The organism is Actinoplanes sp. NPDC048796, from assembly GCF_040650035.1.
In the GTDB taxonomy this organism is placed as follows: Bacteria; Actinomycetota; Actinomycetes; order Mycobacteriales; family Micromonosporaceae; genus Actinoplanes.
The window spans coordinates 1,384,653-1,396,875 of the sequence record NZ_JBEZGO010000001.1; the positions used below are offsets into that span (position 1 = coordinate 1,384,653).

The 12,223-nt window shown below is 72.4% G+C and carries 12 protein-coding genes; 8 read left to right on the top strand and 4 right to left on the bottom strand.

Annotated features, from left to right (window positions below):
* Positions 1-183 precede the first annotated feature (183 nt).
* The 3 genes from AB0C26_RS06525 to AB0C26_RS06535 all read left to right on the top strand — a co-directional run bounded on the left by AB0C26_RS06525 (position 184) and on the right by AB0C26_RS06535 (position 4,314).
* Positions 184-1,644 (top strand): Laminin subunit beta-1, encoded by a 1,461-nt coding sequence (locus tag AB0C26_RS06525; protein WP_360242457.1) that lies wholly within the window; start codon positions 184-186, stop codon positions 1,642-1,644.
* A 318-nt stretch (positions 1,645-1,962) separates the two neighbouring features.
* Positions 1,963-3,066, top strand: coding sequence for an AI-2E family transporter (locus AB0C26_RS06530; protein ID WP_360242460.1), 1,104 nt, complete (start codon positions 1,963-1,965; stop codon positions 3,064-3,066).
* A gap of 54 nt (positions 3,067-3,120) precedes the next feature.
* The gene (locus AB0C26_RS06535; RefSeq protein ID WP_360242464.1) at positions 3,121-4,314 is read left to right on the top strand and encodes a helix-turn-helix transcriptional regulator; all 1,194 of its coding nucleotides are present in this window, start codon (positions 3,121-3,123) and stop codon (positions 4,312-4,314) included.
* Here AB0C26_RS06535 and AB0C26_RS06540 read toward each other — a convergent pair.
* Together AB0C26_RS06540 and AB0C26_RS06545 are read right to left on the bottom strand one after the other, a co-directional pair.
* On the bottom strand, positions 4,311-5,084 hold the full coding sequence (locus AB0C26_RS06540; protein WP_360242467.1) for an alpha/beta hydrolase: 774 nt from the start codon (positions 5,082-5,084) through the stop codon (positions 4,311-4,313). The genes AB0C26_RS06535 and AB0C26_RS06540 overlap by 4 nt on opposite strands.
* A gap of 49 nt (positions 5,085-5,133) precedes the next feature.
* Positions 5,134-5,472, bottom strand: coding sequence for a hypothetical protein (locus tag AB0C26_RS06545; protein ID WP_360242471.1), 339 nt, complete (start codon positions 5,470-5,472; stop codon positions 5,134-5,136).
* A gap of 60 nt (positions 5,473-5,532) precedes the next feature.
* On the opposite strand from AB0C26_RS06545, the gene AB0C26_RS06550 reads away from it, so the two are divergent.
* From AB0C26_RS06550 to AB0C26_RS06560, 3 genes are read left to right on the top strand one after another with little or no spacing between them, the layout of a single operon-like run.
* Complete coding sequence (locus AB0C26_RS06550) at positions 5,533-7,023, top strand: aldehyde dehydrogenase family protein (RefSeq protein ID WP_360242474.1); 1,491 nt, start codon at positions 5,533-5,535, stop codon at positions 7,021-7,023.
* Positions 7,024-7,038: 15 nt separating this feature from the next.
* Positions 7,039-7,677, top strand: a complete 639-nt coding sequence (locus AB0C26_RS06555; RefSeq protein WP_360242477.1) for an ABC transporter ATP-binding protein — start codon at positions 7,039-7,041, stop codon at positions 7,675-7,677.
* Positions 7,674-9,170 (top strand): DUF6297 family protein, encoded by a 1,497-nt coding sequence (locus tag AB0C26_RS06560; RefSeq protein ID WP_360242480.1) that lies wholly within the window; start codon positions 7,674-7,676, stop codon positions 9,168-9,170. Before AB0C26_RS06555 ends, AB0C26_RS06560 begins: the two co-directional genes overlap by 4 nt.
* On the opposite strand, the gene AB0C26_RS06565 is transcribed toward AB0C26_RS06560, so the two are convergent.
* Together AB0C26_RS06565 and nucS are read right to left on the bottom strand one after the other, a co-directional pair.
* On the bottom strand, positions 9,069-9,425 hold the full coding sequence (locus tag AB0C26_RS06565; RefSeq protein WP_360243595.1) for an aldo/keto reductase: 357 nt from the start codon (positions 9,423-9,425) through the stop codon (positions 9,069-9,071). The genes AB0C26_RS06560 and AB0C26_RS06565 overlap by 102 nt on opposite strands.
* A 115-nt stretch (positions 9,426-9,540) precedes the next feature.
* Positions 9,541-10,200, bottom strand: coding sequence for an endonuclease NucS (gene nucS / locus AB0C26_RS06570; RefSeq protein ID WP_360242483.1), 660 nt, complete (start codon positions 10,198-10,200; stop codon positions 9,541-9,543).
* A 52-nt stretch (positions 10,201-10,252) separates the two neighbouring features.
* Here nucS and AB0C26_RS06575 point away from each other — a divergent pair, with 52 nt between their 5' ends.
* Complete coding sequence (locus AB0C26_RS06575; protein ID WP_360242486.1) at positions 10,253-10,879, top strand: DUF4126 domain-containing protein; 627 nt, start codon at positions 10,253-10,255, stop codon at positions 10,877-10,879.
* 8 nt (positions 10,880-10,887) lie between these two features.
* Complete coding sequence (locus tag AB0C26_RS06580) at positions 10,888-12,192, top strand: hypothetical protein (protein WP_360242489.1); 1,305 nt, start codon at positions 10,888-10,890, stop codon at positions 12,190-12,192.
* Positions 12,193-12,223 lie beyond the last annotated feature (31 nt).

The window sequence follows — 12,223 nt, forward strand, 5'->3', positions numbered from 1 at the left end:
GGTGGGCGACTTCTTCAAGATCGACACGGGCCGTACCGGGGTTGCTCCGGTACGGCCTCACTCGTTCTCGCGCGTAGTCTGCTTTGCCAGTCGGCTCAGACAAATCACAACTAGACGCATAGTCCGGCCAGGTGGGTGTGTATCCCCCCGAGGCCCAGCAATGCGTATGTGAGGATGGACAGCATGTCGCACGGCGAAATCTTCGGTCTCGGCTCTGACGCGGCTACCGAACCCAGCTTCGAGACCGCCCTCCGCGGTTATGAGAAGAAGCAGGTCGAGCGGTACGTCGCCCGCGCCGAGAACGAGATCGCCGCGCTGGCGGCCGAGCGCGAGCAGGCGTACACGCAGATCCAGGCCATGTCGGCCCAGATCGAGCGGCTCCAGCAGGAAGCGGTGCAGGCGCGCCGCCAGGGCGGCATCGGCGCCGAGGCCTCGTTCCGCCACCTCGGCCCCCGGGTCGAGCAGATCCTGGCGCTGGCCGAGGAGCAGGCCGAGGCGATCAAGCAGTCCGCCACCGACGACATCGCGGCCCGGCTGGCCGAGGCCGAGCGGGTCCGGGCCGAGGCCGAGGCCCACGCCCACAACGGCATCCGTGACTTCGAGATCGCGCTGGCCGCCCGCCGCGCCGAGGAGGAGCGGGCCGACGCCGCCAAGCGCGCCGCCACGGAAAAGGCGCTGGCCGCGGCCCGGCAGAGCGCCGAGCAGATGCGGGCCGAGGCCGAGACCACGCTGGCCCGGGCGCGGGCCGAGGCCCAGCAGCACACCGAGCAGACGGCGCAGCAGGCCCACCGCGTGCGCACCGAGGCCGACGGCTACGCCCAGTCCACCCGCATGCAGGCCGATCAGGAGATCAAGGCGCTGCGCGACAAGACCCAGCAGGAGATCAACGCGCAGCGGGCGGCGGCCGAGCGCCAGGCCACCGAGCAGCGGGCCGCGCTCGACAACGAGCTGGGCCAGAAGCGCGCGGCCGTGGCGCAGGAGCTGACCCAGACGCGCGCGGCCGTCGAGAAGCAGTGCGCCGACCTGCGCAGCGAGGCCGACAAGTACGCGGAAGAGGTGCTGCGCCGCTCCGACGAGCAGGCCACGGCCGTCCGCAACGAGATCGCCGGGCAGCAGGAGAAGATCGCTGAGGCCGGCCGCGAGCTCGAGACGGCCAAGGCCAAGGTGGCCGAGGCCGAGCGGGAACTGGCGGCCGCGCAGGAGCGGGCCCGCGCCGGCGCCCAGGAGGCCGACCAGGTGCACCAGAGCCTGGCCGAGGCCCGCAAGGAGCTCGAGGCCGAGCTCAAGCGGGTCGAGGACGCCAAGAAGGCGGGCGAGGCGGCCGAGCGGCACGCGGCCGACGTCCGCCGCCAGGTGCAGAAAGAGGCGAAGCGGGTGGCCGAGCTCGCCGCCGCCGCGGTCCTGGCCGCCGCCGGCTCGTCGGCCGACGACCAGGACGAGCCCGAGCCGGAGAAGTCGGTGGCCGGCGGCCCGGTCGGCTCACACGCCGCCGAAGCACCCACCGGCGCACCCACTGGCGCTCACGCCGCCGCGTCCGCCCCCGCACCCACCGGCGCTCACGCGGCCGAGGCGCCCGGCAAGGTCACGGCATCAGCCAAGGTCACCGTCCCGCCGTCGACGCGGGTCGGCGCGGACGTCGACTGAGCCCGTCAGGGGCGAGGCCGGCACGGACAGCGCCGATCGGCGCCGACAGCGCAGATCGGCGCGAGCAACGCGGGCAGGCACGGACAGCGCAGATCGGCGCGGTCCGGCGCGAGCAGCGCGGTCCGGCGCGAGCAGCGCGGTCCGGCGCGAGCAGCGCGGGCGGGCGTGAGCAGTGCGGGCCGGTGCGGGGGCTGATGTGCTCGCCCCCACGTTCTCCGCGGGTGGCGGTCGTTGCGGTGCGGCGATAGCGTCGCGGCCGAGACATGTGCGGCCGGCAACAGGTAGGACCCGGCTCACCCACCACAGTGGAGGAACCGGGTGGCGCAAGAGACCGAGCCGGCGGCGGAGCCGATAGAGCCCGAGGTACCCGAGCATCGCTTCGGGCGGCCCGGCCCGCCCCTGGACAAGCGGAACCCGTTCATGATGGGCCTGCTCGGCGGGTTCGGTGTGCTGCTGGCCTGGGCGATCTTCCTGGGCATCCGCAACGCGGCGTCCATCCTGGTGCTGATCTTCATCGCGCTGTTCCTGGCGATCGGCCTCAACCCGGCGGTCACCCGGCTGCGCAAGTGGGGTCTGCCCCGCGGGCTGGCCGTGACCGTCGTGGCGCTGGCCGTGGTCGGCCTCATCGCCGGTGGCATCATCGCCCTGATCCCGCCGCTGGTGAGCCAGACCACCCAGCTGGCCGACAATCTTCCCGACTACATCCAGCAGCTCCAGCGCAACGAGACCGTCAACGAGCTCGTCCAGCGCTACGACATCGTCCACCGGGTGAGCACCGCGCTCGACACCGGCACCGTCACCAACGCCCTCGGCGGCGTGGTCGGCGCCGGCCGGATGATCGCGGGCACGCTGTTCAACGTGCTCACGGTCCTGGTGCTGACGATCTACTTCATGGCCTCGTTCGACCGGATGCGCGAGACGGCGTACTCACTGGTCCCGGCCTCCCGCCGGGTCCGGGTGCGACTGCTCACCGACGAGATCCTGACCAAGGTCGGCGCGTACATGGTCGGCGCGATCTCGATCGCCGTGCTGGCCGGCGCCAGCAGCTGGCTGCTCGCCGTCATCCTCGGCCTCGGCTACCCGTTCGCCCTGGCCGTCGTGGTCGCCGTCTGTGACCTCATCCCGCAGATCGGCGCCACCCTCGGCGCGATCGTCGTGAGCCTGGTCGGCTTCGCCTCGTCGCTGACCGCCGGCATCGTCTGCATCGTGTTCTTCATCGTCTACCAGCAGGTGGAGAACTACGTGATCTATCCGAACGTCATGCGGCGCTCGGTGAAGGTCAGCGACGTCGCCGCCGTGGTCGCCGCCCTGCTCGGCGTCGCCCTGTTCGGCGTGATGGGCGCGCTGGTCGCGATCCCCATGGTGGCCGGCGTCCAGCTGATCGTGCGCGAGGTCGTCCAGCCCGGCCAGGAGGCCCGCTGACCGGGCGGTACAACTTTGTACCGCGTTTGCCGAGGGCCCGATTACGGTCGAGCCATGAGCCCACGACCCCTCGCGGACCCCACTGTGGGGGAACGCATCCGGGCCCGCCGCCTGCTGCGCGGGTGGAGCATCCGGTACGCGGCGAGCCGCGCCGGGATCTCGCATGCCACCTGGGGGCGCATCGAACGGGGGCTGCAGGCGGCGAACAATCGTTTCGTGCTGGCCGACATCGCCGAGGCCCTGGAGTGCTCCTCCGGCGACCTGGCCGGCATCGCGGTCCCCGGCACCGACCGGGCGGCCGCCGCGACCCGCGCCGGGGTGCAGGCCCTGCGGACCGCGTTGATCGACATCGACCTGAGCGAGCCGGGCGCCGGCGAGGCGCCGCCGATGGCCGAGCTCGACCGGGTGCTGTCGCTGGTCGACACGCTGCGCCAGGCGTGCGACTACGCCGGCACGATGCGGCTGCTGCCGGGCCTGCTCCGCCATCTGCACGCCGAGACTGCCGGCCCCGACCGCCGGCGGGCGCTGCGGCTGCTGTGCGAGGCGGCCTTCATCGCCTCGTCGGTGCTGCGCAACCTCGGTCATCCGGGCGACGCCTGGCTGGGCGCCGAACGCTGCCGCGACGCGGCCCGGGCGACCGACGACCCGGTGCTGCTGGCGTACGCGGCGTACGCGCTGGCCACGGCCGCGACCGCCAGCGGCTCGTACCAGCGGGGACAGACGCTGGCCGAGCGGGCGGCCGACGGCCTGCGCCGGCATCTGAGCCGGCCGGGCGGCAGCGAGATCCTCGGCTCGCTGCTGCTCATCTCGGCCAAGGCGGCCCGGGGCCGCGGCCACCCGGAGGACAGCGAGTCGTGGCTGGCCGAGGCCCGCAGCCTGGCCCGGCGCACCGGCGAGACCACGACCATGGGCCTGTTCTTCGGGCCGACGAACGTCGACATCTGGCAGATCAGCATCGAGGTCAACGCGGGCGATCACGCCCTGGCCGCCGCGGTGGCCCGGCAGGCGTCGCCGACGGTGATCGCGGCCGGCTTCCGCCAGGTCTTCTACTACGCCGACACGGCGCGGGCCCTGGCCCGGATCCCCGGCCGCGAGCGCGAGGCGGTCCGCTACCTGCTCACCGCCGAGCGGATCGCCCCGCAGCACGTGCACACCACGGCCGACCTGCGGCTCACCACGCAGGCGCTGCTCGAGCAGACCGGCGCCACCGAGTTGCGCGGCCTTTCCGAACGGCTGTGGACGCCCTAGGAGCGGAAGGCCGAGGTCGTACGGTCGGCGTAGGCGCTCATGTCGCCGGTCTCCATGGGCCCGTCCCAGGTACGCGGGAGCGGCAGCGGCACGGCGGGCGCGACCCGCTTCACGATCTCGTCGAGCACCGTCTCGGCGTCACCGACCCACAGGTGCTTGGCGCCGTCGACCGGCACGACCTCGCACTGCGGCACCGCCGCGAACCGCTCGGCGGCCTCGGCCGGGCGCAGGTAGTCGTCGAACTCCGGGATCAGCGCCGTGACCGGCTTGTCGGATTTCGCCCACGCCTCGAGGTGGCCGGGCTGCGAGAAGCGCAGCGGCGGCGACAGCAGGATGGCGCCCTGAACGGCCGGGTCGAGGCCGTGCATGAGGGTCAGGTCGGTGCCGAACGACCAGCCCACCAGCCAGATGTTCGGCAGGTCGGCGAACTCCGCGTACTCGATGGCGGCGGCCACGTCGTACTTCTCGTCGACGCCGGCCGAGAAGGAACCCTCGCTGGTGCCCCGGACGCTGCTGGTGCCGCGGGTGTTGAAGCGCAGCACCGCGACCCCGGCCAGCGCGGGAAGCCGCCAGGCGGCCTTGCGGAAGACGTGGCTGTCCATCATCCCGCCGTGTGTCGGCAGCGGGTGCAGGCAGACCAGCGTCGCCACCGGCTCCCCGTCGAGGGGGCGGGCCAGCTCACCGACCAGGGTGAGGCCGTCGGCGGTCTGCAACTCGATGTCCTCCCGGTGGGCGGGAAGGATCGAGTTGGCGCGGATCTGGTTGCTCATAACACAGCCTCAAGTCGAGCTAAGGGCGGCGGTGGGGTGGTTGGACGGGCTAACCATAACGAGGGGCGTTGCGGGAGCGCTCCACGCCCGGAAAGCGCCGGTCCCTCGCCTTCCAGCAGCCCGTGTGCCAGTGCCGGCGGTCGGATTCGTCGCCGCGGCCGTCGATCGGCCAGGCCACCACGTGGGCCACACCCGGGCGGATCTCCTGGAGACATCCCGGGCAGGTGTACGACTTCACGGCCGCCCCGCCGAAGATGGACCGGACCATCCACTCGCCGTCCTGCCACTGCTGGACGCCCTCGATGCCCTTGCGGACCCGCTCGTCGGTCAGCTGGCGTGGCTCGTCGGAGCCGTCACGGCGGCGCGGGCGGTTGCGGCGGGGACTCACGACATCAAGCCTACGGTGAGGTACTGACTCGCCGGTAACATCGGTCATAGACTGCCGACCATGACCGCTACTCGCGTGCCCGGCATCCCGGTCGTCGAAGACGGCGTGCTCATCTCCACCAACCCGGCCACCGGCCACGAGGCGGGCCGCGTGCCGGTCTCGGACGCCGCCGCGGTCGGCGCCGCCACCGCCCGGGCCGGGGAAGCCGGCCTCTGGTGGCAGTCCCTCGGGTTCGACGGGCGCCGCGAGCGGCTGCTGCGCTGGCGGTCGCTGATCGCCCGCCGGGTCGAGGAGCTGGCCGAGCTCACCGGCCTCGAGGCGGGCAAGCCGCGGGCCGACGCGGTGGTCGAGGCGGCCGGCGCCGTCGAACACCTCGACTGGATGGCCCGCCACGCCAAGAGTGTCCTGGGGCCGCGGCGCACCTCGAGCCGGCTGATCCTCATGGAGCACTCGGGCCACCTCGAATACCAGCCGTACGGCGTGGTCGGCGTGATCGGCCCCTGGAACTATCCGATTCTCACCCCGATGGGCCCGATCGCCGGGGCGCTGGCGGCCGGCAACGCGGTCGTCTTCAAGCCGAGCGAGTACACGCCGATCGTCGGCCAGTGGCTGGTCGACACGTTCGCCGAGGTGGTGCCGGAGCATCCGGTGCTCCAGGCGGTGCACGGGCTCGGCGACGTCGGCGCCGCGCTGTGCCGCTCCGGCGTCGGCAAGGTCGCCTTCACCGGCTCGACCGCCACCGCCAAGAAGGTGCTCATTGCCTGCGCCGACAACCTGGTGCCGGCGGTCATCGAGGCCGGTGGCAAGGACGCCATGATCGTCGACGAGGACGCCGACGTGGACGCGGCGGCCGAGGCCGCGGTCTGGGGCGCGATGACCAACGCCGGCCAGACCTGCATCGGCATCGAGCGGGCGTACGCGGTCGCCCCGGTCTACGACGCCTTCGTGGCGGCCGTGGTGGAACGGGCCGGCAAGCTGCGCACCGGCGAGGAGATCGGCCCGATCACCATGCCTAAGCAGATCGACATCATCCGCGACCACATCGAGGACGCGCTGGCCAAGGGCGGCCGGGCGGTGCTCGGCGGCGCCGGGGCCGTGCAACCGCCGTACGTGGCTCCGACGGTTTTGATCGATGTTCCGGCCGACTCCCGCGAGATGCGCGAGGAGACGTTCGGCCCGACGCTGACGATCACCAAGGTCGCCGACGCGGAGGAGGCGCTGCGGCGGGCCAACGACACGGCGTACGGCCTCGGCGGCTCCGTCTTCGGGAAGAAGAACGCCGTGCGCCTCGCCCGGCGGCTGCGCTCGGGCATGGTCGCGGTGAACGGCGCGCTGACCTTCTCGGGCATGGGCACCCTGCCGTTCGGCGGGGTCGGCGACTCCGGCTTCGGCCGCATCCACGGCGAGGACGGGCTGCGCGAGTTCGCCCGGGCCAAGGCGATCACCGTGCGGCGGGGGCCGTCGCTGCTGCCGGCGATGACCTTCGAGCGCACGTCGTCTCAGCTCGGGACGATCATCAGGGCGTTGAAGATTCTGTACGGGCGTAAGTGAGCTAGGGTCCTCGACGTGGAAGCGGTCGAGGTCGAGGGCCTGCACGCCGGGTACGGGGCCACGCCGGTGCTGGTCGACGTCACCCTCACCGTGCCGACGGGTCAGGGTGTCTGCGTGGTCGGCGAGAACGGTGTCGGCAAGTCCACCCTGCTGCGCTGCGTCAGCGGCCTGCAAGAGGTGGAAAGCGGCAAGATCACGGTCTTCGGCGGGGATCCCGGCGCGACCCCCGAGTTCTGGCGGGCCGTCGTCACCACCGTCGAGCCCCCGACCTGGTACCCGGGCCTGACCGCCCGCGAGCACGCCGAGCTGGTCTGCCGCGCCCACGGCCAGGACCCGGCCGAGGCCGGCATCGACGAGGCGCTGGAACGTTTCGGCCTGGCCAAGCACGCCGACGCCATCCCGCCGTCGCTCTCCTCCGGCCAGAAGCAGCGGCTCGTGCTGGCCATCGCCCTGCTGCGCCCGAGCTCGCTGCTGATCCTCGACGAGCCCGAGCAGCGCCTCGACCGTGAGGGCCGGGCCGACGTGGCCGGCCTGCTCGCCGAGTACATGGCCGGCGGCGGTTCGCTGCTGATGGCCAGCCACGACGACGACTTCGCGATCGCCTCGGGCGCGGCGATCACCACGATGGAATCGCTGAGCGCGGTCGCCGGATGACCACGGTTCCCCTCGCTCCCGTACGCCGCTGGATCCTCCGCACCCAGTCCGCGCACCGGGAGCGCGGCGCCACCCTGAGCAGCCTCTACATCGGCGCCCTGACCGTCGCCATCATCGGCGGCATGCTGCACCGGCAGCTGGCCGAGGTCTTCTGGCCACCCCACCCGGACGCCTCCGGCCTGGCCGGCGCCTCGCTCACCGCCCTCTGTTACGGCCTGCTCTACCTGGCCCTGCGCCGCTTCGGCCCGCTCGCCCTGAGCCGGGCCGCCGCCTCCTGGCTGCTGACCGCCCCGGTGAGCCGCCGGGGCCTGCTGATGCCGTCCCTGCGCATCGCCGCCGCCGTCGCCGCGGTGATCGGCGCCCTGGCCGGCGTGGCGATCGTCGGCCACACCGCCCCGCGCACGCTGATCGGCGACGAGATCGCCCTGCTCATCGCCGGCGGTGCGCTGCTCGGCCTGGTCCTGCTGCTGGTCGCCGCGGCCGCCCAGTCCGGCGGCCGCTGGGGCGCGGCCGTGGACACGCTGATGAGCCTGGTCTTCGCGGCCGGTTTCGCCGGCCTGGTCGTCGACACGACCCTCGACCAGCCGGTCGCGGTGACCGCCTGGCCCCCGGCGCCGACGCTGGTCCCCCTGGTCGCGGGCGTCGCGGTGGTGGTCGTGGTCATTCTCGCTCTGGTCGTACGAGGTCTCGCCCGCACGCCGAGCGATCACATCCTGGACGCCTCGCGCACGGCCGGCACCCTGTTCGACACGGCCTTCGGCATGGAGCCCTCGTTCCTGACCGACATGATCGAACGCCGTTACTGGGCCGGCCGCCGGCTGCGCTCGATCACGCTCCCGTCCCGCCTGCCGGTGCTGGTGGCCCAGGACATCATGCTGACGCTGCGCCGGCGCCGCCGCCTGGTGTGGCTGGTCTTCGCGGCCGCCTTCCCGCTGCTGCTGGGCAACGCGCCCGGCTGGGTGCTGGGCACGGCCGTCCTGCTCGGCACGCTGATCGCGGCCATGACCGCCACCGGCAACGTCCGTACCGACGCCGGCAACGCGGTCCTGCTGCGCCTGCTGGGCCTCTCCTCCCGCCAGGCGGTGCTCCAGCGCCTGTGGATCCCCGGCGTGCTGGCCGCCGTGTGGTCGGCCGTGGCCCTGACCGCCCTGGACCTGTTCGGCGACCTGCCTTCCGGCCCGTGGTGGGCTCTCGGCCTGGCTCTGGGCCCGGTCGGCGCGGCCGCGGCCGTCCACCGCGCCCGGGCCGGCTTCGTCCGCAACGACCTGCTGCCCCTGGACACCCCGATGGGCACCCTCTCGACGGGCCCGCTGGTCAACGCGGTGATGGGCCCCGACATGCTGCTGCTGGGCCTGCCGGCCCTGGTCGAGATCGCTCAGGGCAACCCCCTGTCACCGACGACGGTCCTGGTCCAGGCGGTGGTCGGCGTCATCGGCGCCCGCGCCTACCTGTCCGGCACGACCGACACGAACCGCACCGAATTGCACCGCTAGCCGGCCGCCATGTCGGCTTCCCAGAAGCCGCGTGTGTCGACGTTCGGCGGCATCCGCCAGCTCCTCCAGCTCCGCGATCTCCTCGTCGGCGAGCTCGATCCCGCGCGCGCGGGCCAACCCGTCGAGGTAACCCACCTTCGTGACGCCGACGATCGGGGTGGTTCCCTTGGCGATGGCCCACGCGGTGGCGACGTCGGCGGCGGACGCGTCCCGGGCCGCGCCGACCTCACCCCTCCGGTCCGTCAGCGCCCGCAGCTGCGGTACAGCAGGCTGTAGTGGTTCTGGACCGTCTCCACACCCAGCAAACCCCGGCGGCCGGCCACCCGAGGTGGATCGCGTTCATAGGGGCACCATCTCGGCCCCCTGCGCACTAGAAGAGGGTCAGCTCGTCGCGTTCCATGCCGCGCAGCTTGTCGTAGTCGACGACGACGCAGCGGATGCCCCGGTCGGTGGCGAGGACGCGGGCCTGGGGCTTGATCTCCTGGGCGGCGAAGACGCCCTGCACCGGGGCCAGCAGCGGGTCGCGGTTCATCAGTTCGAGGTAGCGGGTCAGCTGCTCGACGCCGTCGATCTCGCCGCGGCGTTTGATCTCGACGGCGACCGCCTTGCCCTCGGCGTCGCGGCAGAGCAGGTCGACCGGGCCGATCGCGGTCATGTACTCGCGGCGGACCAGGGTCCAGCCCTCGCCGAAGGTCTCCGGGTGGGCCGCCAGCAGCTCCTGCAGGTGGGCCTCGACGCCGTCCTTCTGCAGGCCGGGATCGACCCCCAGCTCGTACGACGTGTCCTGGAAGATCTCCTCCAGGGTGATCCGGAGCTCCTCGCCGGCCTTGTTGACGACCTTCCACACGCCGGGCTGCTCGTGCAGCTTGCAGGGTGGGCTCATCCAGTTCAGCGGCTTGTAGGCGCGGTCGTCGGCGTGGATGGAGACCGAGCCGTCGGCCTTGACCATCAACAGCCGGATGGCCGGAGGCAGGTGGGCGGACAACCGTCCGACGTAGTCGACGGAGCACTTCGCGATGACCAGGCGCACCCGGGAACCGTACCGGAAGGCGTTGTTGGCGCCCCAATGCCATCCTGGAGGTGTGCTCGAAGCGCTCACCGGCACCGGCCTGGCGGCATCCGCCGGATTGAATGCCTACATCCCCCTGGTGACCATGGGCCTGCTGGCCCGGTACACCGACCTCATCGATCTTCCCTCCGGCTGGGGCTGGCTCGCCAACGGCTGGACCCTGCTCATCCTCGCGCTGCTGCTGGCCATCGAGGTCGTCGCCGACAAGGTCCCCGTCGTCGACCACGTCAACGACGTCGTGCAGACCGTGGTGCGTCCCACCGCCGGCGGTCTCGCCTTCGGTGCCGGCTCGGCCTCCGAGACCGTCACCGTCAGCGACCCGGGCTCGTTCTTCGGCTCGCATCAGTGGGTGCCGATCGCGGCCGGCGTCGTCATCGCGCTCTGCGTGCACGGCGTGAAGGCCGCCTCGCGGCCCGTCGTGAACACGACCACTGCCGGTTTCGGCGCTCCGGTGGCCAGCACGGCCGAAGACATCGGCAGCGTTCTGATGTCCGTTCTGGCCATCGTCTTGCCCATCCTGGTCCTGGTAGGACTGCTGTTGATCGTGATCGGCGGCTTCTGGGTGGTGCGTCGCCGCCGTCACAAGAGGGCGAAGCGCACACAACTGTCGGGTTCCGGCACACCGCACTCGTTTGGTTGACTCTCGGGGTGCCCGCGATCGCCGTTCCCGTCTTCGCTCTCGCGTGGTGGGCCGCCTGCTATCTGCTCGGCCGCGACCCGGTGCGGCGACCGGCGGCCCGGGCGGCGGCCGCGCTTCTGGCGTACGCGGCCGGGGTGGCCGTGTGGACGGTCGAGCCCGACTCGCTGGCGGCCCAGGTTCTGTTCTGCGCGCCGGCCCTGCTCTGGGCCGGCACGGCGGTGGCGATGCTGCCGCCGGCGCTGCCCGAGCGGCGGCAGATCGATCTCGGCTGGATGGTGCTCTCGGCCGCTTTCCTGATCACCGTGGTGGCGTTGCCCGAGGCCGGGCGGCTGGTGGTGCTGGCTCCGCTGGCCGGCGGGGTGGTGCTGCTCTGGCGGTTCCGTGACCAGGTGCGGCCGCCGATGTTGCCGGCCGCTTTCACCGTGGCGGCCGCCCTCTACGGGGTGGCGCTGACCGCGCTGCTGCTGCCGGTCAGTCTGGGCGTGCCGATCCTGGTGGTCGCGGCGCTCGGGCTCGACCTGCTGATCCTGGGTTTCCTGGTCGCGGTGAACGACGCCATGCTGGCCGGCGAGCGGCTGCGCCCCGACCTGATCCGATCGGTGCTGGGCGCCCTGGCCGGCATCGTGCTGCTCGGCGGCCCGGCGGCGCTGACGATGATCGCGGTGGACTCCGGTGCGGTCCGCATTCTCCAGTTCGCTCTGGTGGCTGTCGTGATGACGCTGGCCGGACTGTCCGGGGCGGTGCAGAGGGCGCTGAACGCGATCGCGTTCCGTGGCGACAGCCGGTTGCTGGCCGAACGGTCGGGCCTCTTGATGAGAGTCGAAGCGCTTCCGAGACACCGGCCCCTGACCGAGGCGTCCGAGGAGGACTTCCGGCTTTTCACCCAGCAGGCCCTGGACAACTTCGGCGACCTGGGCCGGCTCATGCGCAGCCCGCTGACCGGCCTGCCCACGATCGACAGACGGCTCACCTCCGATCAGCGGGCCTTGCGGCTGCGGGCGGTGCTGCACGAGGGCGTCGACCGGCTGCGGCCGGCCGGGGAGTTCGACACGACGGACGCCTGGCGCGTCTACAACGCACTGCATTACTGCCTGGTGCTCGGCCTGAACCCGTACGCCCGCCGGCCGAACACGGACGGCCTGGACCGGGACGCCCGGCGGGCCGTGGATTGGATGCGCCGGAAGGTGCCACGCCGCACGCTGCGCCGCTGGCAGGAGGAGGGCGCCGCGGTGATCGCGACCCGGCTACGGGCCGACCTGGCGGGGGAAAAGCCCCGGTGGAGTGTGCGGACCGCACCGACACGCAGCACATGATTGTCCGTTTCGTAGGTAAATGAGTAAAATC

Coding starts and splice junctions, on each gene's coding strand:
- AB0C26_RS06540 (WP_360242467.1), bottom strand. CDS start 5,084: ATGAGCAACCAGATCCGCGCCAACTCGATCCTTCCCGCCCACCGGGAG.
- AB0C26_RS06560 (WP_360242480.1), top strand. CDS start 7,674: ATGACCACGGTTCCCCTCGCTCCCGTACGCCGCTGGATCCTCCGCACC.
- AB0C26_RS06550 (WP_360242474.1), top strand. CDS start 5,533: ATGACCGCTACTCGCGTGCCCGGCATCCCGGTCGTCGAAGACGGCGTG.
- AB0C26_RS06525 (WP_360242457.1), top strand. CDS start 184: ATGTCGCACGGCGAAATCTTCGGTCTCGGCTCTGACGCGGCTACCGAA.
- AB0C26_RS06535 (WP_360242464.1), top strand. CDS start 3,121: ATGAGCCCACGACCCCTCGCGGACCCCACTGTGGGGGAACGCATCCGG.